Below are 24044 nucleotides of genomic sequence, written 5' to 3' on the forward strand. Positions count from 1 at the left end.
ACCGAAAATCTTTCCCTTTATTCTTGAAAGAATGCGAATTTCGTTTTAACTTTGGTACACCAAAAGAGCAACTTAAAATCTTGCGAATTTGGTGTGATATTTAAGGCTAATCTAATACAGCCCCTTATTTTTAGTTACTTTTAGATTAATGATGCTTAATGCGCCTCTTCCCAATTCACACCCATACCCACTTCTGCTACCAGCGGCACGTCCAGCACGTCGTCTGCCACGGCGGCCATAACTTCGGGCAGCAGGGTTTGGATTGTTGACCATTCGGCTTCGGGGACTTCCAGCACCAGTTCGTCATGCACTTGCATAATCAGTTTGCTTTGCAGGCCGTCTGAACGCAGGCGCTCGGAAACGGCGATCATGGCGCGTTTGATCAGGTCGGATGCGGTGCCTTGCATGGGGGCGTTGATGGCGGCGCGTTCGGCTCCGGCGCGTTGGTTGGCGTTGGCGGCACGGATATCGGGCAGATACAGGCGGCGGCCGAATAGGGTTTCAACGTAACCTTGTGCGGCGGCTTGCTCTTTGGTGCGCTGCATGTATTCGGCCACACCCGGGTAGCGGGCGAAATAGCGGTCGATAAAGTTTTTGGCCGATAGGTTGTCAATGCCCAGCGATTTGGCCAAGCCGTATTGCCCCATACCGTAAATCAGGCCGAAGTTGATGGTTTTGGCATAGCGGCGTTGGTCGCTGCCCACTTGCTCGGGAGCGATGCCGAACACTTCGGCGGCGGTGCGGCGGTGAACGTCTTCGCCGTTTTGGAACGCGGCAAGCAAGGTTTTGTCACCGCTCAAATGCGCCATGATGCGAAGCTCGATTTGTGAGTAGTCGGCGGAAACAATGACGCTGCCGGTGGGTGCGATAAAGGCGCGGCGTACTCGGCGGCCTTCTTCGGTGCGGATAGGGATGTTTTGCAGGTTGGGATTGTTGCTGGCCAGCCGTCCGGTAATCGCTACGGCTTGGGCGTAGGTGGTGTGTACGCGGCCGGTTTGGGGATTGATCATTTCGGGCAGCTTGTCGGTGTAGGTGGATTTGAGTTTGGCTAAGCTGCGGGTTTGCAGAATGATTTTCGGCAGCGGATAGTCGGGGGCGAGTGTTTCAAGCACGGCCTCGTTGGTGGAAATGCCGCCCGATGCGGTTTTCTTCAGCCCTTTGGTGGGAATGCCCATTTTATCGAACAGGATTTCTTGCAGTTGTTTGGGCGAATTGAGGTTGAAGGGCTGCCCGGCAATCGTATAGGCTTGTTGTTCCAAATCAAGCAGTTCTCGTCCTAGTTCATGGCTTTGGCGCGCCAGTTCGTCTTTGTCGAGCAAAACGCCGTTGCGCTCCATTTCAAATAATACTTGGGCGACGGGCAGCTCCATTTGTTCGTACATTTCAAGCTGTTTGGCATCCATTTGCGCTTTCAGATGGCCTTCGATACGCAGGGCGAAATCGGCATCTTGGGCGGCGTATTCGGTGGCTTGCGCCAATGCCACGTCGGCAAAGCCGATTTGTTTGGCACCTTTTCCGCATAGGGATTCATAGGTAATGGTGGGTAGGCCGAGCCAGCGTTCTGCCAATTCGTCCAAACCGTGTCCCAAATGGCTTTCGATAATATAAGAAGCCAGCATGGCATCGCCGGCAATGCCGCTTAGGGTAATGCCGTAGTTGGCGAAAACGTGTTGGTCGTATTTGAGGTTTTGGCCGATTTTCTTCAGTGCGGCATTTTCCAAATGCGGTTTCAGACGGCCTAGGGTGGTTTGTAAATCAAGCTGTTCTGGAGCGGCGGTAGTCGTGTGCCCAAGCGGGATATAAACGGCTTCGCCCGCGGCAAAGGCCATGCTGATGCCGACCAATTGCGCTTCCATCGGGTTGAGACTGGTGGTTTCGGTATCGATGCCGATAGTACCCGCTTGTTCCAGTTTGTTTAGTAACGCTGTCAGTTGGGCTTCGGTGGTAATGGCTTGGTAATCGAGGTTTGAGGGGGCGGCGGCTTTTTCAGATGGCGTATCGGTTGGTGCCAATGCTGCTTGTGCGGCTTGCTCGCCGATTTCGGCGCTGCCGAATAAATCGCCGTTGCCTTCGTGCATGCGTTCTTCGGCTTCTTTCAGCCAAGTGCGGAAGTTAAGGCGCTTGAATTCAACCGCCAACTGTGCCCAGCGCGGACTTTTGCGGTGTAGGCTGTGCAAGCCTTCGGGCAGTTCGCTGTGCAAGTCGATATCGGTTTTAATGGTAACCAATTCATAAGAAAGCGGTAATTGCGGTAGGGCAGCTTGCAGGTTTTCGCCTACCTTGCCTTTGATTGCTTCGGCGTTTTCCATCACGCCTTGCAAGGTACCGTAGGCTTCCAGCCATTTCACCGCTGTTTTGGGGCCGCATTTTTCTACGCCGGGCACGTTATCGACCTTGTCGCCCATCAAGGCCAGATAATCGCGGATTTGTGCGGGGGCAACGCCGAATTTGTTTTTCACGCCTTCGATATCCAGTGTTTCGTTGCTCATGGTATTCACCAGAGTGATGTGTTCGGATACCAGTTGCGCCATGTCTTTATCACCGGTGGATACCACCACTTGCCAGCCTTCGGCCTCGCCTTGTCGCGCCAAGGTGCCGATAACGTCGTCCGCCTCTACATTGGGTACAACCAATACGGGCCAGCCCATCAGGCGTACCAATTCGGGCAGCATTTCGGCTTGCGGGCGTAATTCGTCGGGCATGGGCGGGCGGGTGGCTTTGTAGTCGGGGTATAGATCGTGGCGGAAGTTTTTACCTTTGGCATCGAATACGCAGCAGGCATGGCTGTGGGGGTAATCGGCACGCAAGCGGCGAAGCATATTCAATACGCCGTAGAGCGCGCCTGTGGGTGTGCCGTCGGGTGCGGTCAAAGGAGCCATGGCGTGAAAGGCGCGGTAAAGATAGGAAGAACCGTCAACGAGTAATAAGGTTTGAGACATGATATTTAGGCCGTCTGAATAATTTAAGATAGTTGTGATTATAAAGCAAAGGCCGTCTGAAACTTATTTTTCAGACGGCCTTAATATCGGATAGCGGAATAATAAAGGTTTATTTTATGAAGATGCGGTCTGTGGCAGATATTCCTGCAGACTATGCCACAGTATTCTTTTTTGTTCGGAAGTCAGCTTTTTAATGCGCGGTTCGAGGCGACAGGCTTCGTTGCGAGACAGGCCGCTATATACCAAGCGCATGGAAACAGGAGGGTTGATACGTGTGAAGCGTGCGCCTTTGCCGCTTAGGTGGGCGTTAAAGCGGGCGGCGGGGCGGTTACTGATGCCGCAATATAATGCGCCGTTACGGCACAGCAGCAGGTAAACGCACCATTGTCCGCCGCTGGGTACCAGTATGGGAAGGGGGAGAGAGCGGATGTGGTTCATGCAGTAACGGATTCCGCCGCACAAACAGCCGATGCCCATGCCCATTGGAAGTTGTAACCGCCGAGCCAACCGGTGATATCAAGCACTTCGCCGATGAAATACAGATTGGGCTTCAGTTTGCTTTGCATGGTTTTGGGGTCGATCTCTTTCACATTTACGCCGCCGCGGGTGACTTCGGCTTTTTTGTGGCCGTCTGAACCGCTGGGACAAAGCTGCCAATTATTGAGGCTGCTGCCGAGCTGTTGCAATAGGTGGTTGGGTATATCTGCCCATTTGTGGGCGGAATATGGGGCGTAGTCGGGTTGTTGCAGCCAAAAATCGAGCAGGCGTTCGGGGAGATGGGGGCAAAGTTGTTTAAGGGCGTTATTGAGTTGTATTTTTTGCCCGTGTTTGTTTTGGCAGAGTGTTACGGCCAAATCGGTGTCGGGAGCTAGGTTGATACTGATTAGCTCTCCGGGTTGCCAGTAGCTGGAAATTTGTAAGATAGCCGGGCCGCTGAGGCCTTTATGGCGAAATAGCAGGTCTTCGTCGAATGCTACGGTTTGTTTACCGCTGCCGGTACTGATGCGTACGGGCAGAGCGATACCGGCCATGGTGTGGTAGCCGAGTTGTTCCCAATGCTCAAAGCGTAAAGGAACGAGGGCGGCACGTGGTGTAATGATGGTATGTCCGAATTGTTTGGCAATTTCGTAGCCCAAAGGGGTGGCGCCTACGGCAGGTGCGGCCAGTCCGCCCGTAGCGATAACCAGGTTGCGGCTTTGGAACAGCCCTTTGCCGGTGCGGATGAGAAAATATTCTGTATCTGTTTCTGAAATAGTGGTGATGGTTTGGATATCGTAGCCGGTATGCCAGCTTACTTGGCCTGTGGCACATTCGTTTTGCAGCATGAGGATGATGTCTTGCGCACTGTGATCGCAGAACAGCTGGCCTTTGTGTTTTTCATGATAAGCGATGCCGTGTTTGTCGAGCAGGGCTGTAAAGTCTTGGCTGGTGTAGCGAGAGAGCGCATGGCGTACGAAGCGCGGGTTTTCCGAAACAAAATATTGTGAACCGTCGTGTCCGTTCAGATTGCGGTTGGTAAAGTTGCAGCGGCCGCCTCCGGAAATGCGGATTTTTTCGCCGATTTTGGTAGCATGATCAAGTAAGGCTACGGTTTTACCGGTTTGACCGACATGTGCGGCGCACATCATGCCGGCAGCTCCGGCACCAATGATAACGGTATCAAAATGATAAGTGGAATTCATTATGGTTTCAGACGGCCTCAAGTGGGAAATGCTGAGAATAACAGCAGGCGTTGTGATTGCATAAACATTAATGCGATATTGTAATGGATGGTGTGTTCGGCAGGGTATCTTTATCGGTGTGGCGTTATTGGTTAGAATAAGAAAGATTTGAATATGCCGTCTGAAAAGGAACAAACATGGCAAAACCCAAAGGCGGCCTAGGTCGCGGTTTAGATTCTTTATTGGCAAACAGTATAGATGGTGGTGGTGAGGGTGACCGCCTGACCAGCGTGGCTATCGGAGATATCCAACCGGGGCGCTACCAACCCCGTGTGCAAATGGATAATGAGGCTTTGGAGGAGTTGGCCGAGTCGATTAAGGCGCAAGGTGTGATTCAGCCGGTTATTGTGCGAGAACGCGGATTATCCCAATACGAATTGATTGCAGGCGAGCGGCGTTGGCGGGCCAGCCAACTGGCTGGATTGACGGAAATACCGGTCGTTATCAAAACGATTGATGACGAAGCGGCTTTGGCCATGGGTTTGATTGAAAACCTGCAACGTGAAAATCTAAACCCGATTGAAGAAGCCCGCGGTTTGAAACGCTTAGCCGATGAGTTTAGTTTAACGCATGAAACAATAGCTAAGGCCGTTGGAAAAAGCCGTAGTGCAATTTCCAATAGTTTGCGCTTACTGAGCTTGCCCGAACCTGTACAGGATATGCTTTACCAGCGCCGTTTGGAAATGGGGCATGCTCGTGCATTACTTACTTTGCCGGTAGTCGAGCAATTGGCCTTGGCGCATAAAACGGTGAAAAACGGGTGGTCTGTACGAGAAGTGGAGCGTCGCAGCCAAATGGTGCAGCAGGCTAAAAAAAGCGATGTGCCTAAAAATATACACCCTGATATTCGCCGCTTGAACGAGCGTTTAACCGAAAGTTTGGGCGTAAACGCTGAAATCCAAACTAGTAATCAGAAAAAAGGCAAAATTATCTTGCACTTTGATTCACCGGAAACATTAGAGGCCCTGTTGAGAAGTTTGGGTGTGGATAGTAGTTTTTAATAAACTTTTAATAATTTCATTAGCTATTTACTATTGATAAGGCTGCTTTTGGGGCAGCCTTATTGATTGGCAGTCATATAAAGCACCAATTTGAGCCCGAGGCCGCTACCTTTATGAGATATGTAGTGGTAAGTGCAATCGGGTTAGGCTTATATTTTGTAGTTGAATGTAGTTTATTTGCCTGCCAGTATGTGATGATTTTACATAAGTCGGGTTTTACACCAAGTCTATATTTATATATTAACAAAAATTGGTAAAAGGCTTTGCCCTGTTTTTAGGATTGGTTTGGCAGTTTGAAAAACCGTTATATTACATATGGGCGAAGTGTAAATTCTTAGTTGGTAACGTATTTATGTGTTACTTTCGAACTTCGGTAAAATGTGTCGGATGCAAGAGATTATTTCACAAAGATTAACAAATTATCTTGACGCCTAAACCTATCTTGATTATAGTAGCCCCGCTTATTATTCTATGTAGCTGCGTGTTGTATGACGAAAATTTTAGGCTGGCAGTTAGCCGCTTTGGCAGTTGTGTCGGTGTTAAGCGGATTAATTGAAGGGTGGACGGCGTTTTGGTCCGCTGCCGTAGGTGGTATGTGCTATTTGATTCCTTCAGCAGTTACGGTGTTGATTTTAAAATTTCTTAAACCTTATCCAGAGCTTGCCGGTAAAGGTTTTATCATCGGAGAATTTTTAAAAATAGCACTGTCGGTAGTGATGATGTTGTTTGTGTTTGCCCTGTGGCATGAAAAATTAAATTTCATACCGTTTCTTCTGGGGCTGCTTATCGTCAGTCATGTGGTTTTTCTAGCATTTTTGAGAGTTCAACGTTATGGCAAGTGAATCTATTACCGCTGCCGACTACATCAAGCACCATTTGCAAAGCTTGACCAGTTTGTCGGATGTTACCCAGGGGCAAGGCCTAAAAAATATCGCCGATTTCTCGTATATCAATATAGATTCGGTATTTTTTGCACTTGTGCTGGGTATTTTGGGTTCTTTCTTCTTATGGCGCGGTGCAAAAAAAGCGACGGCAGGTGTGCCGGGGCGTTTTCAGGCTGCGGTTGAAATCCTATTTGAATTTGTGGACGATATGTGCAAAAGCATCGTTCATAACGAACAATCTCGTAAAGCCGTAGCTCCGCTGGGTTTGACTGTATTCGTTTGGGTGTTCCTGATGAATGCCATGGACTTGTTGCCGGTTGATCTGCTGCCAATGACCTGGCAGGCGGTAACTGGTGATCATCATGCCTTATTGCGTGTTGTGCCGACGGCAGATCTTAACACTACTTTGGCTTTGGCTTTGGGTGTGTTGATCGTATGTATTTATTACAATGTTAAAATTAAAGGTTTTGGCGGTTGGATGCATGAAATGTTCAGCGCACCCTTCGGACCGAAATTAGGCCCGGCCAACTTTGTTTTGAATATTGTAGAGTTTTTCTCTAAAACCGTTTCACACGGCATGCGGCTTTTCGGCAATATGTATGCGGGCGAGCTGGTATTTATGCTGATTGCTTTGTTAGGCGGTGCATGGGCTGCATCGGGCAGTATCGGTGTCTTAGATCCGATTATGTTTGTATTCCATATTATCACCGGTTTGATTTGGGCTATTTTCCATATTTTGGTAATTACCCTTCAAGCGTTTATTTTCATGGCCTTGGCATTCGTTTATATCGGCCAGGCACATGACGCGCACTAAAGTATTTTTAATTAAAATTTAGAGTACTTTTAAAGTAAGTAGTTTTTTTCAACGTAGTTTAACCTTTGTTTTTTTAAGGAGTTTTAAAATGGGTGGTTTGATTGCTATCGCATGTGGTTTGATCGTAGCTTTGGGTGCTTTGGGCGCTTCAATCGGTATCGCTATGGTTGGTTCTAAATATTTGGAATCTTCTGCTCGTCAACCTGAATTGATTGGCCCGCTGCAAACTAAATTGTTCTTGATCGCCGGTTTGATCGATGCTGCATTCTTGATCGGTGTGGCTATTGCTCTGCTGTTCGCCTTCGTTAACCCGTTTGCAGGCTAATCCGAACGCGACTTTGTTTCGATACAGGCGAAACACCGTTTGTTTGATTAACCCTAATACGAAGGTTAAGTAAAGTGAATTTAAATGCAACCTTATTTGCGCAGTTAATCGTCTTTTTCGGTTTGGTGTGGTTCACTATGAAATTTGTGTGGCCTCCGATCGCAAAAGCGTTGGATGAGCGCGCCGATAAAATCGCCGAAGGTTTGGCAGCCGCCGAACGTGGTAAAAGTGATTTTGAACAGGCAGAAAAGAAAGTTGCAGAACTCTTGGCCGACGGCCGCAATCAAGTATCCGAAATGGTTACTAATGCGGAAAAACGTGCAGCTCAAATCGTAGAAGAGGCAAAAAGCCAAGCTGCGGCAGAGGCTGCCCGTATTACGGCACAAGCTAAAGCTGATGTGGAGCAAGAGGCTAATCGCGCCCGCGAAGCCTTGCGTGAACAAGTTGCTGCTTTGGCGGTAAAAGGTGCTGAGTCTATTTTGCGTAGCGAGGTGGATGCCAATAAGCATGCGCAAATGCTCAACTCCCTGAAACAGGAGCTGTAATCTTATGGCAGAGTTCGCAACCATCGCCAGACCGTATGCAAAAGCATTATTCGGTTTGGCACAAGAGAAAAACCAAATCGAGTCTTGGTTGGGCGGACTTGAACAACTGGCAACAATCGTGCAGCAACCCAAAGTTGCCGCGCTGATTGAGCAACCCGAACAATCTTCTGCTGAAAAAGCCGCTACGCTGATTCAACTGGTAGGTATTACAGGTACCGGCTTGGAAAATTTTTTAGCAGTATTGGCCGAGCAGAAGCGTCTTCAGGTTTTGCCTGAAATTTATGCACAATACCAAGACCTAACCCTGGCATTAAACCGAACCAAACGTGCTGTTATTTATAGTGCCTACCCTTTGGAAGCACAGCAATTAGCCGAATTAACAGCTGATTTGCAGCAACGTTTCAATACGGCACTTGAGGTTAGCACGGAAGTTGATCCGGAGTTGATCGGCGGTGTGAAGGTGGAAATCGGTGACCAGGTGTTGGACTTGTCGCTGCAAGGCAAATTACAAGCTTTGTATGCGGCTATGACAAATTAGGAGAGTTTTCATGCAGCTTAATCCTGCTGAAATTAGCGATTTGATTAAAGCCAAAATCGAAAATTTATCAGTTGATGCAGAAGTCCGCACTCGCGGTACCGTTATTTCTGTAACTGATGGTATTGTTCGTATTTACGGCTTATCAGACGTTATGCAAGGTGAAATGCTCGAATTCCCCGGCAATACTTTCGGCTTAGCCATGAACTTGGAGCGTGACTCCGTAGGCGCCGTTATATTGGGTGAGTATGAGCATATTAAAGAGGGCGATACAGTAACTTGTACCGGCCGTATCTTGGAAGTACCAATCGGTCGTGAACTGGTTGGTCGCGTTGTCGACGCATTGGGTCGTCCCATTGACGGTAAAGGCCCGATCAATACAGCACAAACTGCCCCGATTGAGAAAATCGCCCCGGGTGTAATCGCGCGTCAGTCAGTAGACCAGCCGATGCAAACCGGTTTGAAAGCGATTGATTCTATGGTGCCTATTGGTCGTGGTCAACGTGAGTTGATCATTGGTGACCGTCAAACTGGTAAAACCGCTGTAGCACTGGATGCGATCGTTAACCAAAAAGGTACCGGTGTTGTATGTATTTATGTTGCTGTTGGCCAAAAAGCTTCTTCAATCGCAAACGTAGTGCGTAAGCTGGAAGAGCATGGTGCCATGGAGCATACAATTGTTGTTGCTGCTACTGCATCAGAAGCTGCGGCTTTGCAATTTATTGCACCTTATGCCGGCTGTACCATGGGAGAATTCTTCCGTGACCGTGGTGAAGATGCTTTGATTGTATATGATGACTTGTCTAAGCAAGCTGTCGCATATCGTCAAATTTCTCTATTGCTGCGTCGTCCTCCTGGCCGTGAAGCATACCCTGGTGACGTTTTCTATTTGCACAGCCGCTTGCTAGAGCGTGCAGCACGTATTAATGCTGACGAAGTAGAGAAATTGACCAATGGCGAAGTAAAAGGTAAAACAGGTTCATTGACTGCATTACCGATTATTGAAACGCAAGCTGGTGATGTATCTGCATTCGTGCCGACCAACGTGATTTCTATTACCGACGGCCAGATCTTTTTGGAAACCGACTTGTTTAACTCGGGTATTCGCCCCGCCATCAATGCAGGTATTTCCGTATCTCGCGTAGGTGGCGCTGCACAAACTAAAGTCATCAAAAAACTGGGTGGTGGTATCCGGTTGGCATTGGCTCAATACCGTGAGTTGGCGGCATTCTCGCAATTTGCATCGGATTTGGATGAAGCAACCCGCAAACAGCTTCAGCATGGTGAAGTAGTAACCGAACTTATGAAGCAAAAGCAATTCAGCACATTGAATACTGCTGAAATGGCTTTGACTTTGTGGGCAATTAATAATGGTTCGTATGCAGACGTACCTGTATCTAAGGCGCTGGCATTTGAGCGTGAGTTCCTCAGTTACGTACGTACCCAGCTGCCTGCAGTATTAGATGCAATCAATGCTTCGGGTGCGATGTCTGATGACAATGAAAAAGCCCTGACCGAAGCCATGAAAACTTTCAAAGCTTCTTATAGCTACCAAGCCTAAGAGCATTGATGAAAGGAGTCTGAAATGGCAGTAGGAAAAGAGATTCTCACCAAAATCCGTAGTGTTCAAAATACCCAAAAGATCACTAAAGCGATGCAGATGGTGTCAACCTCTAAAATGCGGAAGACTCAAGAGCGGATGCGCTTGGCGCGTCCGTATGCTGAAAAAGTACGCTCGGTAATGGGTCATTTGGCCCAAACCGACTCCGATCACGGCATCAAGCTGTTGGCGCCGCGCAAAAGTGTTAAGCGCGCAGGTTTCATTCTTATTACGACCGATAAAGGTTTATGTGGTGGTTTGAATGCAAACGTGTTGAAGAAATTCTTAGGTAAAGTACAGGAATATCATCAACAAGGCGTTGAAGTAGAAGTCGTATGTTTGGGTAGCAAAGGTTTGGCTGCATGCCAGCGCATTGGTATGAATGTGATTGCCAGTGCAACTAATTTGGGTGATACGCCTAAGTTGGAAATACTGGTGGGCCCGCTTACAGAAATCTTTCAACGTTACGAAGATGAAAAACTTGATGTTATTCATCTGGTTTACTCTGGCTTTGTCAATACAATGCGCCAAGAGCCTCGTATGGAAGTATTACTGCCTATTGGTGCCGAAACATTGGAAGAGGGCAGCCTCAGCAATGAGTATAAATGGGACTATCGTTTCGAGCCCAGTGCAAGCACTGTGTTGGAATATTTGGTCCGCCGTTATTTAGAGTCTGTGGTATATCAGGCATTGAGCGACAATATGGCTTCTGAGCAGGCCGCACGTATGGTGGCTATGAAAGCAGCTACTGATAATGCGGGCAATGCAATTAAAGAGTTGCGCTTGGTATACAATAAATCGCGGCAAGCTGCGATTACCACAGAGTTGTCAGAAATTGTGGCAGGTGCCGCCGCTGTTTAAGGCGCGGCCTTGCACTTAAAATAGGATACGATAATGAGCCAAGGCAAAATCGTACAAATCATCGGTGCGGTAGTTGACGTGGAGTTTCCTCGTGATGCAATTCCGCGCGTATACGATGCTCTGAAATTAGTAGAAGGTGATTTGACGCTCGAAGTCCAACAATTGTTGGGTGATGGTGTGGTACGTACCATTGCAATGGGTAGTTCAGACGGCTTGAAACGTGGTATGGCTGTTGCTAATACTGGTGCGCCGATCACTGTACCTGTAGGTAAAGCTACTTTGGGTCGTATTATGGATGTACTGGGTAACCCTGTTGATGAAGCAGGCCCGGTAAATTCTGAAAGCAAACGCGCTATCCATCAGGCCGCACCAAAGTTTGATGAACTTTCAGCAGCAACCGAATTGCTGGAAACAGGTATTAAGGTAATTGACTTATTATGCCCCTTCGCCAAAGGTGGTAAAGTAGGTCTGTTTGGTGGTGCCGGTGTAGGCAAAACCGTAAATATGATGGAATTGATCAATAACATCGCCAAAGCGCACAGTGGTTTGTCTGTGTTTGCTGGTGTAGGTGAGCGTACCCGTGAAGGTAATGACTTCTACCATGAAATGAAAGATTCCAACGTATTGGATAAAGTGGCTATGGTTTACGGTCAGATGAACGAACCTCCGGGTAACCGCTTGCGTGTTGCATTGACAGGTTTGACGATGGCCGAATATTTCCGCGATGAAAAAGACGAAAACGGTAAAGGCCGCGACGTATTATTCTTCGTAGATAATATTTACCGTTATACTTTGGCCGGTACCGAGGTTTCCGCACTGTTGGGTCGTATGCCTTCAGCAGTAGGTTATCAACCGACTTTGGCTGAAGAAATGGGTCGCTTGCAAGAACGGATTACCTCTACTCAAACCGGTTCTATTACTTCTATCCAAGCTGTATATGTTCCTGCGGATGACTTGACCGACCCGTCGCCGGCAACTACATTTGCCCACCTAGATGCTACAGTAGTATTGAGCCGTGATATTGCTTCTTTGGGTATTTACCCTGCTGTAGATCCGCTGGATTCTACTTCTCGTCAGCTGGATCCGATGGTGTTGGGTCAAGAGCATTATGATGTGGCTCGCGGCGTTCAATCTACTTTGCAAAAATACAAAGAATTGCGCGATATCATTGCAATTCTGGGCATGGATGAGTTGTCTGATGAGGACAAATTAACCGTAATGCGTGCACGTAAGATCCAACGCTTCTTGTCGCAACCGTTCCACGTTGCAGAGGTGTTTACTGGTTCTCCGGGTAAATACGTTCCATTACGTGACACCATTGCTGGCTTTAAAGCTATTCTGAGCGGTGAGTACGACCACTTGCCAGAACAAGCCTTCTATATGGTTGGCGGTATCGAAGAAGCCGTAGAGAAAGCAAAAACCATAAACTAAGGAGGTCGGCATGAGCATCATGCAAGTTGAGGTGGTTAGTAACGAGCAAAATATTTTCTCGGGCGAGGCATCTTTCGTTGTAGTGCCTACCGTGACTGGCGAGCTCGGTATTTACCCGCGACATGAGCCGATCATGAGTTTAGTACGTCCGGGTACTTTGCGTCTGACAGTACCCGGTTCAGCAGAGGAAGTATTAGTTGCAGTTTCCGGGGGAGTTTTGGAAGTGCAACCGAATAGACTGACTGTGTTAGCCGACGTGGCTGTACGTACTGCAGAAATGGATCAAGCGCGCGCTGAAGAGGCGAAGAAAGCGGCTGAAGCCAATATTGCTAAAGCCCAAGATGATGAGTCTTTGGCGAAAGCGCATGCGGCATTAGCAGCAGCAATTGCCCAGTTAAAAACGCTTGATTATATTCGCTCACAGAAAAACAAATAGTTGTTTGTTGATAAAAAGCACGGTTTTTACCGTGCTTTTTTATTTGAGCACGATTGATCAACGATATTTCCGGTTATGATGAACAATAGTTTTTGAGCTGATTCGGATAGGTCATAAATGAAAATTGTCAGCTTGTTATAAATTGGTCTAAGTAAGCTTAGGCATAGAATGTTTTAGCTACCCTTATTGATTTATTAATTATCGTGTAAAAATTGGGTACGGAGCTCGCTTATTACTTGTAAGTCGTAGAACATCATAGGGCTTACTCGTATTATGTATATTTGTTTTTTGGTAGCTATGATTTATGTTGCGAATATATTTAATCATCTAATATCATGAATATAATTTTTATTAGTATTGATATAGGGGCAACCAATTAGACAATGTAATTATTAAGATATTAGGCATAAAATATTAAATACATTTGGATTGTTATATATTGATTGCCGTGGCCGTCTGGAATTTCCAGACGGCTTTTATTTTTAGAGGGAATTGCCTACAAAGATAAGGAGGGGTGCGGTGTACGATTTGTTGGTTGTATAGGTAATATCGATAATGTATAGCTTATATTTGCAAGTGTTTAGGTAATTTCAATGGTTTTTCGGAGGTTTTATTAAATTTTATTTTAATAAATGAAAATAGCTGTATTTTATAAATTCAGATTGATAATAAAGAAATAAGATAAATTATTTAATAAATAAATTAATTCTCAATAGGTTATTTATTATTGAGAGTTATTTTTGGTAAGTGAAATATTTTTGAATTTTTTTAAATAATTATATGACACCGATGTCATTTTTGTGATACGCTGCTGTTAATCTTATTCAATATAACTAATAGCTCATAAAAATGGTTACGATTTATGATGTTGCGCGCTTGGCAGGTGTTTCTCCTAAAACTGTTAGCAGGGTATTAAATCAAGATGCTGCAGTGCGTGATAAGACGCAGGCGTCAGTACGCCGGGCCATGGTTGAGCTTGGCTATATTCCTTCTTCCGCCGCTCGAACAATGCGCTCTAAAAATTCAGGTTTGGTTGGTTTGATTACAGGTGCGATTTCAAGGCCGTCCGAGGAAATTACCTCTGGTGGTTTGCCGGATATGTTTTTGATACAGGGTGCCCAAAAAGTAATGGCGGCTGCAGGTAAAATATTGATGATTGCCGATACGGGCGGGAAATCGGAGCAAGTCGAGCACTTAATCCGTACTTTTTTACAGTATCGGGCAGAAGGCATACTTTATGTAGCCGGTTCACACCAAAGGGTAGACTTGCCGAAAATTTCAGGCAAGTACCCAATTGTTCTATTGAACTGCTTCGATGATGAGGGAACTCCAGCGGTGATTCCCGATGACCGTTACGGTCAGTATCTGTTGACGCGCGAATTGTTAAACCAAGGGCACCGCCGCATTGCGTATTTGACTTTGCCGCCGGATGTTGTTGCAACCCGTTTGCGGGTGGCCGGCTACGGTGATGCTTTGCTTGAGGCTGGTATCGGGTCAGATGAGAGCCTGATTGTGGCAGGTTATCCTGATGCACAAAACCGTAGTGAGGATTTGCAGGCGGCAATTGAACGTGTTTTGTCGCTTGCGGAACCGCCTACGGTATTGTGCTGTGGTAATGATGAGATGGCTTTGCGGGCCTACGGTATTTTGCGTACACGTGGTTTGAAAGTTCCCGAAGATATCTCAATCACAGGTTATGACGATCAGAAGTCGATTACCGAAATGTTATTTCCGCCGTTAACTACGGCGGAGTTGCCTTATGTGCAAATGGGGGAGCAGGCAGCTGCTTTATTGCTGCAGCAAATACAAACCGAGACACCGGGTGCAGTTGGGTCCGTAGCTGTAAGAGGATCGGTAGTATGGCGGTCTTCTGTATTACCGAATTCGAAAGGCGGTAGCAGAACCGTAAAAGGTTAGGTCGGCCCGTATACTGTACAAGCCGAACCAATGCTTCAAGCAATTTGAGGAGAGTTATAAAATGAGAATCGATCAACGCCTAAGCATGACGCTGCGGCAGATTATGTTGATGAACTTTGGTTTTTTCGGTATTCAATATAGTTTCGGCTTGCAACAGACGGCTATCACGCCGGTATTCAGTTTTTTAAATGCAGATCCGGGTTCTATTCCGCTACTTCATATGGCAGGGCCTGTAACGGGCTTGATTGTACAGCCGATTATCGGCGCACTCAGCGACCGTACTTGGATTAACGGCCTGGGGCGGCGGCGGCCTTATTTTCTTATTGGCGCAATAGGTTGCAGTTTGTGTCTGTTTTTCTATCCGCATGTTACTGCGTTGTGGATGGCGGTTTTGTTGCTGTGGATGTTGGATATCAGTAACAACACTGCAATGGAGCCTTACCGCGCCTTTATCGCCGATAAGCTGCCTGCAAACCAACAGCCGACCGGTTTTTTGATGCAGAGTGTATTTACCGGGCTTGGTATCACTTTGGCCAATGTTTCCCTATATTTTTTCCAACAATTTATCGGGGGGACGACGGAATCCGGTATTCCTTATTGGGTATTCGGCTCATTCTATGTCGGCGCGGTTTGCTCGATTGGTTCTATTTTGATTTCCGTATTCACAACACCGGAAAACAAGCCTAGTGAAGAAGAATTAGCAGCTATGCGAGCCAAACCGAAGGGATTATTACCCGCTGTCAAAGAGATTGGAACCGCTATCAAAGAAATGCCCAAACCTTTGTGGCAGTTGGCTTCTGTATATTTGTTCCAGTGGTATGCGATGTTTATTTACTGGCAATATGTAACCCACAGTATTGCCAAATCGGTGTGGGGCGCTTTGCCTTCTGATAAGGTACTGTACGAACAGGCTGTGGGGTGGACCGGGTTAGTAAACGGTTTTTACAACATTGTTACTTTTATTTCTGCATTCGGTTTGATGTGGCTGGCGCGCAAATATCCGGCTAAAGTCGTACATGCTTTTGCGATTTCTCTGGCTGGTGCCGCACTGCTTATCTTCCCGCACATTACCAACAAATATCTGTTGTTTATTCCGATGATAGGTTTTGGTATAGCGTGGGCAAGTATTATGGCCGTGCCTTTCCTGATCGCCGTGGCAGAAGTGCCGAAAGAGCGTTATGGCGTATATATGGGCATCATCAATATGATGATTGTAATTCCTATGCTGATTGAAACCGTTACCTTTGGGTGGATTTACCGTCATCTCCTTGGTACTAACCCCACAAATGCGTTGATGTTCGCCGGTGTGCTGATGCTGATTGCGGCTATGGTAACCATGACGATACAAACACGTCAGAAAGCTGCCGCTGCATAATATTTTTGTAGATAGATATAAACAGGCCGTCTGAAAATTAATTTTTCAGACGGCCTTTATCTAAGGGTAAGTTAAATTATGTTATAAATAGATTTTTTGTCGGTCTGCTTATGAAACCGCCAGTATCTATTTTCTCTCCTTCTTATTTTGCCGCTGCAATTGCCGCCGTGTTGGTTTCATACGGTAGTAGTGCGGTGATCATTTTTCAGGCGGCACAGGCATTGGGTGCCAGTGGTAGCCAAATTATTTCTTGGTTTACGGCTATTGCCTTGGCTTGCGGTGTGCTGACTTTAACACTAAGCCTGCGTTACCGTGTGCCGGTAATGATTGCATGGTGTACGCCCGGAGCAGCTGTGATGGCAGGTTTATCGGGTATCTCGCTGCCGCATGCGGTAACGGGCTTTATATTTGCCGGAGCTTTGATGTGGCTGGTATCGGCCAGTGGCTGGTTTGATCGTTTGGTACGGCTGGTACCACCGACCTTAGCTTCTGCAATGTTGGCCGGTATTCTGATGAATTTCGGCAGTCGTGTTTTTACTGCCATGCAGGGGCAAACTATTTTAGTGTTGTTGATGTTGGCGGTATATCTGTTGGCGAAAATCCGTATGCCGCGCTACAGTATTTTGCTTATGCTGCTGGTGGGGTTCGGTTATGCCGCTTGGCAGGGAATGATCAATACCTGGATGTTACAGTGGCAGCCGCCCGTGTTGGAGTGGGTAACGCCTGAGTTCCACTTCGGGCATATGATCAGTATCGGTTTGCCGCTTTTTATTGCCGCATTGGCGACGCAAAATTTGCCGGGAATGGCGATTTTACGCAGCTATGGTTATGACACACCAGCCAAACCCCTAATCAGCAGCAGTGCGGCGGCAACGACATTGTTGGCACCCTTGGGCGTATTTATGGTGAATTTGGCAGCCATCAGCTCGGCTATATGCATGGGTAGCGATGTGGATAAAGATCCTGCCAAACGTTATTTGGCTAATGTGTGGTTGGGAGTGCTATATTTGATTTTGGGCGCGGCAGGCGGTATGGTGGTGGCTTTGTTTAGTGCCTTGCCTCCCGAATTATTGGCTGCTTTGGCAGGTATTTCCATTTTCGGTACGTTGCTGGCCAATTTGGTCGGTGCCTGGCAGGATGAAACTACGCGTGAGGCCTCTTTGATTACCATGCTTGCTTCTGCTTCGGGGATGACGCTTTTCGGTATCGGCAGCGCATTTTGGGGGCTGGTGTTGGGTGCGGCGGTTTACCATCTAAACCGCAAAACGGCGGTGCGTTAAGTTGGCTTTAAAATACGGGCGGGGCATGATCATTGAGGTTGGTTATGATTATGCAGGTTCTCGCCCGATAGCCCGGATAGGGTAAAAAATATTACTTATAGTTATCAGAGGCCGTCTGAAACAGATTCAGACGGCCTCGGTTTTATACATGCACTATTAATAAAATTAGACCAATGGTTGTGGTTGAATAACTTTGATCATTATCACCTCAGGCTGGCGGGTGTTGTTTGCATAACATTCTTTTACCCATTTTGGCGAACATCTCCGGCATTTTATTGCCTGATAATTTTCATATAATTAAATGTTGCAGCAGGATTTATGCTTTTGAAACGATTTTCTTTGAAAAAAATCTTATTGTGTTTACTGGCCGTACCTTTATCGGCGGGGTTGCTCTTGTTTGCATGGGTGGTTTATACCGATGTCCGCCAAGCGCGCAAACCGGTAGAAGTATTGCGCCATGCCGATTCGGCAGTGGTACTCAGTACGCTGGCTTATCCGGGCGGAAAACTCAATCCGTGTTTGGTTTCCCGCGTAGAGGCAGGCGTGGAGTTGTTGAAGGCGGGTAAAGTAGAGCGTCTGGTTATGTCGGGCGGCATGAGTCGGGATCATGTGGTCGGAGCCGAAGTGATGCGTGATTTGGCTGTGCGTATGGGAGTTTCTGCCGAAAAAATCAAAATGGAAACCCGCTCTTCTACCACTTATGAAAACATCCTATACAGTACGCCGCTGATTTGGGAGGATCACAGCGTAATACTGGTGAGTAACGGCTTTCATCTCAAACGTTCGCAGTGGTTGGCACGCGCGCAATGGCCCGGGAAGGATATCCAACTGTATTCCGGCAGTTATTGTTATCCCGATTTTCAAACCTATCTTTTTGACCTGACGCGAGAAGCTGCGGCAATTGTGAAAAACGGTTTATTGGGGCGTTATTGAACATGCCGTCTGAAAGCAGCTTGATGTATAATCAGCGGTTATTGCGACCTTTTGGCCTTATAGAAGGATATCCCACATGATCAATCCCATTTCCGCTTTATCACCGCTTGACGGCCGCTATGCCAAATCCGTAGAAAGCCTGCGTCCGATTTTTTCCGAATACGGCTTGATGAAAGCCCGTGTCAAAGTTGAATTAAGCTGGCTCAAGGCATTGGCTGCCGAGCCGAAAATTACCGAAGTGCCGGCATTCAGTGATTTCACCATTAAAGAAATCGATGAAGTGATTGCCGGTTTTTCATTGGAAGACGCTGCTGCGGTAAAAGCTATTGAGGCGACTACCAATCACGATGTTAAAGCGATTGAATACTGGTTGAAAGAGCGCTTTTCGGGTGTCCCCGAAGTGGCTGCCGTGAGTGAGTTCATCCATTTTGCCTGTACTAGCGAAGACATCAATAATCTGTCCCATGCTTTGATGCTGCAAGAAGCCCGTGAAACCGTATTGCTGCCGCAGTTGGGCGAAATTACCGGCAAGCTCACGCAAATGGCGCATGATTTGGCTACCGTGCCGATGATGAGCCGTACCCACGGTCAGCCCGCCACGCCAACCACGCTCGGTAAGGAAATCGCCAACGTAGTCTATCGTTTGCAGCGTCAAATCCAATCGCTTCAAGCACAAGAATTTTTGGGCAAAATCAATGGGGCGGTAGGCAACTATAATGCCCATATGGTGGCTTACCCCGATGTGGATTGGGAAGTGCATTGTCGTAATTTTGTAGAATCCGGTTTGGGTTTGACATTCAACCCTTACACTATCCAAATCGAGCCGCACGACTACATGGCCGAATTTTTCCAAACCCTCAGTCGCATCAACACGATTCTGATTGATTTCAACCGCGATGTTTGGGGCTATATCTCTTTGGGCTATTTCAAGCAGAAAGTCAAAGCGGGCGAGGTTGGCTCTTCTACCATGCCGCATAAAGTTAATCCGATTGACTTTGAAAACTCCGAAGGCAATTTGGGTATGGCCAATGCCGTATTGGGCTTTTTGGCGGAGAAACTGCCCGTTTCGCGCTGGCAGCGTGATTTGACCGACAGTACCGTTTTACGCAATATGGGCGTGGGTGTCGGTTACTCGGTGCTGGGGTTCAGCGCACATCTGCGCGGCTTGAACAAACTCGAGGCCAATCCCACCGCTTTGGTTGCCGATTTGGATGCCACTTGGGAGCTGTTGGCCGAGCCGATCCAAACCGTGATGCGCCGCTATGGTGTGGCCAATCCGTATGAAAAACTGAAAGACCTTACCCGCGGTAAAGACGGCATTACGCCCGAAGTGTTGAAAGTGTTTGTCGAATCGTTAGATATCCCGGCCGAAGCAAAAGCCGCATTATTGGCATTAACACCTGCGCTTTATGTGGGTAAAGCCGAAGAATTGGCAAAGCGTATTTAATGTTTGGTCATTAAAACAAGTGAAAATATGCCGTCTGAAAAATAATTTTCAGACGGCATATTTGTATGATAGCGCATACTACATTTCTGCCGGATCAATATCCACCGACCACCGTATCTGAGAGCCTTTGTATTGTTGCAGCATTTGTACCCACAGGCTGACTGCTTGGTGAAGGGCTTTGCGGGAAGGGCTTTCCAAAAACAATTGGGCACGTTCCCGTTCGGCCAAGCGCGCCATACTCATCGGGACGGCGCCGAGTTGGGAAACATCGGCAGGAAGCAGCGGGGCAAGGGTGTTTTTAATATCGTTCAGAAAGTCGGCGGTATCTTGCATTTGCGCGGCATCTGCACGAATAGCGGCTTGAAACCCGTAGGGCGGCATAGCGAACAGGCTGCGTTCGGCAAGCTCCTTGTCGGCGAAATCGCGGTAGCTTTGCGAGCAAACGGCTTTGAAAACAGCATGTTCGGGCAGTTGGGTTTGAATCAGCACTTTGCCTGCGGCTTCAGCTCTGCCTGCCCGCCCGGAAACTTGCATCAGTTCGGCAAATAGCCGCTCCGGTGCGCGAAAGTCCGCACTATACAGGCTGCCGTCCGCGTTTAATACGATTACCAAATTCAGTCGTGCGAAATCGTGGCCTTTGGCTAGCATTTGCGTACCGACCAGAATGTCGATTTCATTACCGGCAATACGCTGATAGAGAGACTGCCAATCGTTTTTATTGGCGGTACTGTCTCTATCCACCCGCTCAATAGCTGCCGAAGGCAGGGCGCGGCGCAAGGTTTCTTCGACACGTTGGGTGCCGTGGCCGACAGCAGTCAGATCTTGGTTGCCGCATTCGGGACAGTGATGCGGTACGGCTTGGCGGTAATCACAATGATGGCAGCGTAATTGGTGCGCGCGCTGGTGTAAGACCATTTTTGCCGAACAGCGCGGACAGCCGAAAGTATGGCCGCAGTCGCCGCAAAACAAAGCAGGGGCAAAGCCGCGACGGTTGAGGTAAACCAGTGACATCCCGCCTTGGCGGAAATTGTTTTGCAGCAGCTTCAAAGCCGGCTCCGAAAAGCCGTTATCCAGTTTCAGACGGCGTACATCCAAAATCTGTACTTGCGGCGGTTGTGCCGCGTTGTGGGCGCGTTCGGCCAACTCAAGCAGGCGGTAGTTGCCGTTTTGCGCCTTATGCCAACTCTCGAGAGAGGGGGTGGCACTGCCCAATACAATCGGGCAGCCTGCTTGTTGCGCCCGCCAAACCGCCAAATCACGGGCATGATAGCGCAATTCGTTATCTTGCTTGAACGAGCCATCGTGTTCTTCGTCTACCACAATCAGGCCTAATTCTAGCAGCGGCGTGAATACTGCCAAGCGGGTGCCGATAATCAGTTTGGCTTCGCCCGTGAGGGCGCGCAGATAGTCTTGCGTGCGCTTGCCTGCTGCGGTTTGGCTGTGCAGTACGGCTGTGGGTACTTCGCCGAAGCGTTGGGCCACCCGCTTGAGCAGTTGGGGGGTAAGGTTGATTTCGGGTAGCAGAAATAGAACTTGTTTGCCCAATGCCAGAATTTTTGCCATGGCATCGAAGTAAACTTCGGTTTTACCACTGCCTGTGATGCCGTAAAGTAAAAACGGCTGAAAACCGCCAAAAGCCGATTCAATGGCGTGGGCGGCTTGCTGTTGCGCCGGATTTAAGATGTGTGCAGACGGCTTGAGTGACGGTGTCTCCAGCGGTACCGATGTTATCCAGCCTTCCTTCTGCCATTGTGCCAGCAGTTTGCCCGCTTCCGAATGGATTTTTTTTAAGGCGGCGGTATCGACGCTACCGTTTTGCAGGGCTTGCCATAGCGCGCGCTTTTTATGGTATCGGCCGGGCGGCGCTTCTTGGCGCCGGCCTGCTTCGTTAAGTGTGTAAAACACGGGCGGTTCAGGTTGGACTACGGCTTTGGTTTCTTTCAAACCTTGCGGTAGTGCGGCAAAAACGGCTTGCCCGAGCGGATAATGATAATAACGGGCAGTAAAGGCCAGCAGCTGTCGCCAGCTCTCAGGCAGTAAGGCTTCGTTTTCGAAGACTTCTTCTACCGCCAATATTTTTTCAGGCGGCAAATCACATTCGATACCGCTTGCCCAAACAATGCCAACCTGCCGCTTGTGGTTGAACCTGACGGCAACGCGCGTACCCGCCGCAAGGGTAACGGGGTGGCGGTAGGTGATAAGACCGCCGCCAAACGGGGTGTTGACGGCAATATGATGATAAATCATGTGGTTATACTTTATAGCGGCAGAAGCGTTTTATAGTTTCTTGAAATACGGATGGGGAAACGGGCAAATTTTATACGTTAAGGCTTGGTTGGCATGTATGGTTTTGAAGGCCGTCTGAAAGAATATGTTCGAATTATCTAAGTTACCGTATTTATCTGTAACGTTATTTCAGACGGCTTTTTATCTTGTGCTTATGTGCAGAGGCCGTCTGAACGTTTTCTGCAATTTTTTCGGGGTTGGCTATAGATATTATGATGCGTAATCATCAACACCATTGGTTACCGATAATGCGGATATTTTTCAGACGGCCCCGATGTTTGCTACCAGCCTTGCGCCAGTTTGTCAGCCTCGGCCAAACGCTCGACCGTACCTACATCCAGCCACAAGCCGTGGTGGTGCTCGCCCGATACCAGCCCCTGATTCATGGTGTTACGCAGCAACGGAGCAAGTTTGGCAGCTTGGCGCGGCGGAGTGTCGGTAAATAAAGCCGGGCTGTATACGCCCATGCCGCTGAACGTTAGAGCTGTACCGCTGTCGCTGTGAGATAGGACACTGCCGTCTTCCTGTAGGGAAAAATCACCGTTCGGATTGTGTGGCGGATTGTCTACCAGCCATAAATGTGCTGATTTCCCTTGTTCCTGTAAGGCTTCTGCGGCAGAAAAAGCGGTGCTGAAATCAATGTCGGTCATCACATCGCCGTTAACCACCAAAAAAGGCGTATTTCCCAACAATGGTAAGGCGGTGGCAATACCACCGGCGGTTTCAAGGCCGGTTTCGCCTTCGGGAGAATAAGTAATGCTGAGGCCGTAGGAGCTGCCGTTGCCTAAAGCTTCTTCGATTTGGTAGCCCAGCCAAGCATGGTTGATGACGATTTCTTCGAACCCTGCGGCTTTCAGACGGCGCAGATGCCAACCGATGAGCGGTTCGCCGCCGGCTTTGAGCAGCGGTTTGGGGCAGCTGTCGGTCAGCGGGCGCATACGCTCTCCGCGACCGGCGGCCAAAATCATGGCTTTCATGGTGTCTCCGTAGGAAAAGGCGGGTTCGGATACCGCCTTTGGGGATTGCGAATCAGGCGTTTAATAAGTTTTCGTCAAGCTCGAGGTCTTCATTTTTATTGACGCGGATATCGCTTGATAACACTTTCTCGGCAATACTTTGCGCCTCTAACAGCGAGTGCATTTGGTAAGTGCCGCATTGGTATTCGTTGAGTTCGGGAATCTGGTTTTGGTTTTGCACGGCAAGTACGTCTTGCATTGAGGCACGCCATGCTTCGGCTACCCGGCTTTCTTCGGGTGTGCCGATCAGGCTCATGTAAAAACCTGTGCGGCAGCCCATTGGCGAGATGTCGATGATTTCAACGTCGCTGCTGTTGAGATGATCGCGCATAAAACCGGCAAACAGATGCTCTAAAGTATGAATGCCTTTTTCGGAGAGGATTTCTTGATTGGGTACGCAAAAACGCAAATCGTATACGGTAATGTTGTCACCCTTGGGCGTTTGCATGGTTTTGGCAATGCGGACGGCGGGAGCGTGCATACGGGTATGGTCTACTTTGAAGCTGTCTAGTAAGGGCATGGCTTTTCCTGTTTCGATAGGGTTGTGCGGGTATATGCCGGCATTAGTTGCCGGTGCCCGTATCATAACATTTTTGCTTTTTAATGGGGTATGGGTGGTTTGCCCGTTATGCCGCAGGAGTGTTTGGAAGATACGCTTGCGGCAAAAGCGGAGCAAAGCTTGGGCGCTGGTATATAAT

Annotated in this window: 21 protein-coding genes and 1 pseudogene; 16 read left to right on the forward strand and 6 right to left on the reverse strand. The window is 48.2% G+C overall.

Going from position 1 to position 24044, the window contains the following annotated elements:
* Positions 1-104 (forward strand): annotated as a pseudogene (locus tag ACEPPX_RS08040) (IS1595 family transposase); the annotation flags it as partial.
* Positions 105-155: 51 nt separating this feature from the next.
* On the opposite strand, the gene polA reads toward ACEPPX_RS08040, so the two are convergent.
* The 3 genes from polA to ACEPPX_RS08055 all read right to left on the reverse strand — a co-directional run bounded on the left by polA (position 156) and on the right by ACEPPX_RS08055 (position 4621).
* Entirely contained in the window at positions 156-2939 is a 2784-nt protein-coding gene (polA, locus tag ACEPPX_RS08045; protein WP_416623606.1) for a DNA polymerase I, read from the reverse strand.
* A gap of 114 nt (positions 2940-3053) precedes the next feature.
* Positions 3054-3377 (reverse strand): GIY-YIG nuclease family protein, encoded by a 324-nt coding sequence (locus tag ACEPPX_RS08050; RefSeq protein WP_416623607.1) that lies wholly within the window; start codon positions 3375-3377, stop codon positions 3054-3056.
* The gene (locus tag ACEPPX_RS08055) at positions 3374-4621 is read right to left on the reverse strand and encodes an NAD(P)/FAD-dependent oxidoreductase (RefSeq protein ID WP_416623608.1); all 1248 of its coding nucleotides are present in this window, start codon (positions 4619-4621) and stop codon (positions 3374-3376) included. Before ACEPPX_RS08055 ends, ACEPPX_RS08050 begins: the two co-directional genes overlap by 4 nt.
* 176 nt (positions 4622-4797) lie before the next feature.
* Between ACEPPX_RS08055 and ACEPPX_RS08060 the strand changes: the two genes are divergently transcribed.
* The 15 genes from ACEPPX_RS08060 to purB all read left to right on the forward strand — a co-directional run bounded on the left by ACEPPX_RS08060 (position 4798) and on the right by purB (position 20044).
* Positions 4798-5661, forward strand: a complete 864-nt coding sequence (locus ACEPPX_RS08060; RefSeq protein WP_416623609.1) for a ParB/RepB/Spo0J family partition protein — start codon at positions 4798-4800, stop codon at positions 5659-5661.
* Positions 5662-6149: 488 nt separating this feature from the next.
* Positions 6150-6503, forward strand: coding sequence for an ATP synthase subunit I (locus tag ACEPPX_RS08065; protein ID WP_416623610.1), 354 nt, complete (start codon positions 6150-6152; stop codon positions 6501-6503).
* Positions 6493-7359 carry a F0F1 ATP synthase subunit A gene (gene atpB, locus ACEPPX_RS08070; protein WP_416623611.1) on the forward strand — a complete coding sequence of 289 codons (867 nt, stop codon included), beginning with the start codon at positions 6493-6495 and terminating at the stop codon, positions 7357-7359. Before ACEPPX_RS08065 ends, atpB begins: the two co-directional genes overlap by 11 nt.
* An 88-nt stretch (positions 7360-7447) precedes the next feature.
* Positions 7448-7684 carry a F0F1 ATP synthase subunit C gene (atpE, locus tag ACEPPX_RS08075; RefSeq protein WP_009119792.1) on the forward strand — a complete coding sequence of 79 codons (237 nt, stop codon included), beginning with the start codon at positions 7448-7450 and terminating at the stop codon, positions 7682-7684.
* 74 nt (positions 7685-7758) lie between these two features.
* On the forward strand, positions 7759-8229 hold the full coding sequence (locus ACEPPX_RS08080; RefSeq protein WP_047760801.1) for a F0F1 ATP synthase subunit B: 471 nt from the start codon (positions 7759-7761) through the stop codon (positions 8227-8229).
* Between the two features lie 4 nt (positions 8230-8233).
* A complete protein-coding gene (locus ACEPPX_RS08085; RefSeq protein WP_416623612.1) occupies positions 8234-8767 on the forward strand; it encodes a F0F1 ATP synthase subunit delta in 534 nt (177 codons plus the stop codon).
* A gap of 10 nt (positions 8768-8777) precedes the next feature.
* Entirely contained in the window at positions 8778-10325 is a 1548-nt protein-coding gene (atpA, locus tag ACEPPX_RS08090) for a F0F1 ATP synthase subunit alpha (protein WP_047760803.1), read from the forward strand.
* 24 nt (positions 10326-10349) lie between these two features.
* Complete coding sequence (gene atpG / locus ACEPPX_RS08095) at positions 10350-11225, forward strand: F0F1 ATP synthase subunit gamma (protein ID WP_416623613.1); 876 nt, start codon at positions 10350-10352, stop codon at positions 11223-11225.
* Between the two features lie 33 nt (positions 11226-11258).
* Positions 11259-12656 carry a F0F1 ATP synthase subunit beta gene (atpD, locus tag ACEPPX_RS08100; RefSeq protein WP_047760805.1) on the forward strand — a complete coding sequence of 466 codons (1398 nt, stop codon included), beginning with the start codon at positions 11259-11261 and terminating at the stop codon, positions 12654-12656.
* A 10-nt stretch (positions 12657-12666) separates the two neighbouring features.
* Positions 12667-13092, forward strand: coding sequence for a F0F1 ATP synthase subunit epsilon (locus tag ACEPPX_RS08105; protein WP_047760806.1), 426 nt, complete (start codon positions 12667-12669; stop codon positions 13090-13092).
* A gap of 849 nt (positions 13093-13941) precedes the next feature.
* On the forward strand, positions 13942-15009 hold the full coding sequence (locus tag ACEPPX_RS08110; RefSeq protein ID WP_416623614.1) for a LacI family DNA-binding transcriptional regulator: 1068 nt from the start codon (positions 13942-13944) through the stop codon (positions 15007-15009).
* Positions 15010-15070: 61 nt separating this feature from the next.
* Positions 15071-16384 carry an MFS transporter gene (locus ACEPPX_RS08115; RefSeq protein ID WP_047760808.1) on the forward strand — a complete coding sequence of 438 codons (1314 nt, stop codon included), beginning with the start codon at positions 15071-15073 and terminating at the stop codon, positions 16382-16384.
* A 110-nt stretch (positions 16385-16494) separates the two neighbouring features.
* Positions 16495-17664, forward strand: a complete 1170-nt coding sequence (locus ACEPPX_RS08120) for a benzoate/H(+) symporter BenE family transporter (RefSeq protein WP_416623615.1) — start codon at positions 16495-16497, stop codon at positions 17662-17664.
* A 324-nt stretch (positions 17665-17988) separates the two neighbouring features.
* Positions 17989-18597 carry a YdcF family protein gene (locus tag ACEPPX_RS08125; protein WP_416623616.1) on the forward strand — a complete coding sequence of 203 codons (609 nt, stop codon included), beginning with the start codon at positions 17989-17991 and terminating at the stop codon, positions 18595-18597.
* 76 nt (positions 18598-18673) lie between these two features.
* Positions 18674-20044 (forward strand): adenylosuccinate lyase, encoded by a 1371-nt coding sequence (gene purB, locus ACEPPX_RS08130; RefSeq protein ID WP_416623617.1) that lies wholly within the window; start codon positions 18674-18676, stop codon positions 20042-20044.
* Positions 20045-20122: 78 nt separating this feature from the next.
* On the opposite strand, the gene ACEPPX_RS08135 is transcribed toward purB, so the two are convergent.
* The 3 genes from ACEPPX_RS08135 to luxS form a co-directional block, all read right to left on the reverse strand.
* The gene (locus tag ACEPPX_RS08135; protein WP_416623618.1) at positions 20123-22291 is read right to left on the reverse strand and encodes a primosomal protein N'; all 2169 of its coding nucleotides are present in this window, start codon (positions 22289-22291) and stop codon (positions 20123-20125) included.
* A gap of 320 nt (positions 22292-22611) precedes the next feature.
* Positions 22612-23307, reverse strand: coding sequence for an N-acetylmuramate alpha-1-phosphate uridylyltransferase MurU (gene murU / locus ACEPPX_RS08140; RefSeq protein ID WP_416623619.1), 696 nt, complete (start codon positions 23305-23307; stop codon positions 22612-22614).
* A gap of 52 nt (positions 23308-23359) precedes the next feature.
* Entirely contained in the window at positions 23360-23866 is a 507-nt protein-coding gene (gene luxS, locus ACEPPX_RS08145) for an S-ribosylhomocysteine lyase (protein WP_416623678.1), read from the reverse strand.
* Positions 23867-24044: the final 178 nt, after the last annotated feature.

It is taken from the genome of Neisseria sp. S1, from assembly GCF_048060015.1.
Lineage (GTDB): Bacteria > Pseudomonadota > Gammaproteobacteria > Burkholderiales > Neisseriaceae > Neisseria > Neisseria arctica.

Coding starts and splice junctions, on each gene's coding strand:
- polA (WP_416623606.1), bottom strand. CDS start 2,939: ATGTCTCAAACCTTATTACTCGTTGACGGTTCTTCCTATCTTTACCGC.
- ACEPPX_RS08050 (WP_416623607.1), bottom strand. CDS start 3,377: ATGAACCACATCCGCTCTCTCCCCCTTCCCATACTGGTACCCAGCGGC.
- ACEPPX_RS08055 (WP_416623608.1), bottom strand. CDS start 4,621: ATGAATTCCACTTATCATTTTGATACCGTTATCATTGGTGCCGGAGCT.
- ACEPPX_RS08060 (WP_416623609.1), top strand. CDS start 4,798: ATGGCAAAACCCAAAGGCGGCCTAGGTCGCGGTTTAGATTCTTTATTG.
- ACEPPX_RS08065 (WP_416623610.1), top strand. CDS start 6,150: ATGACGAAAATTTTAGGCTGGCAGTTAGCCGCTTTGGCAGTTGTGTCG.
- atpB (WP_416623611.1), top strand. CDS start 6,493: ATGGCAAGTGAATCTATTACCGCTGCCGACTACATCAAGCACCATTTG.
- atpE (WP_009119792.1), top strand. CDS start 7,448: ATGGGTGGTTTGATTGCTATCGCATGTGGTTTGATCGTAGCTTTGGGT.
- ACEPPX_RS08085 (WP_416623612.1), top strand. CDS start 8,234: ATGGCAGAGTTCGCAACCATCGCCAGACCGTATGCAAAAGCATTATTC.
- atpA (WP_047760803.1), top strand. CDS start 8,778: ATGCAGCTTAATCCTGCTGAAATTAGCGATTTGATTAAAGCCAAAATC.
- atpG (WP_416623613.1), top strand. CDS start 10,350: ATGGCAGTAGGAAAAGAGATTCTCACCAAAATCCGTAGTGTTCAAAAT.
- atpD (WP_047760805.1), top strand. CDS start 11,259: ATGAGCCAAGGCAAAATCGTACAAATCATCGGTGCGGTAGTTGACGTG.
- ACEPPX_RS08105 (WP_047760806.1), top strand. CDS start 12,667: ATGAGCATCATGCAAGTTGAGGTGGTTAGTAACGAGCAAAATATTTTC.
- ACEPPX_RS08110 (WP_416623614.1), top strand. CDS start 13,942: ATGGTTACGATTTATGATGTTGCGCGCTTGGCAGGTGTTTCTCCTAAA.
- ACEPPX_RS08115 (WP_047760808.1), top strand. CDS start 15,071: ATGAGAATCGATCAACGCCTAAGCATGACGCTGCGGCAGATTATGTTG.
- ACEPPX_RS08120 (WP_416623615.1), top strand. CDS start 16,495: ATGAAACCGCCAGTATCTATTTTCTCTCCTTCTTATTTTGCCGCTGCA.
- purB (WP_416623617.1), top strand. CDS start 18,674: ATGATCAATCCCATTTCCGCTTTATCACCGCTTGACGGCCGCTATGCC.
- ACEPPX_RS08135 (WP_416623618.1), bottom strand. CDS start 22,291: ATGATTTATCATCATATTGCCGTCAACACCCCGTTTGGCGGCGGTCTT.
- murU (WP_416623619.1), bottom strand. CDS start 23,307: ATGAAAGCCATGATTTTGGCCGCCGGTCGCGGAGAGCGTATGCGCCCG.
- luxS (WP_416623678.1), bottom strand. CDS start 23,866: ATGCCCTTACTAGACAGCTTCAAAGTAGACCATACCCGTATGCACGCT.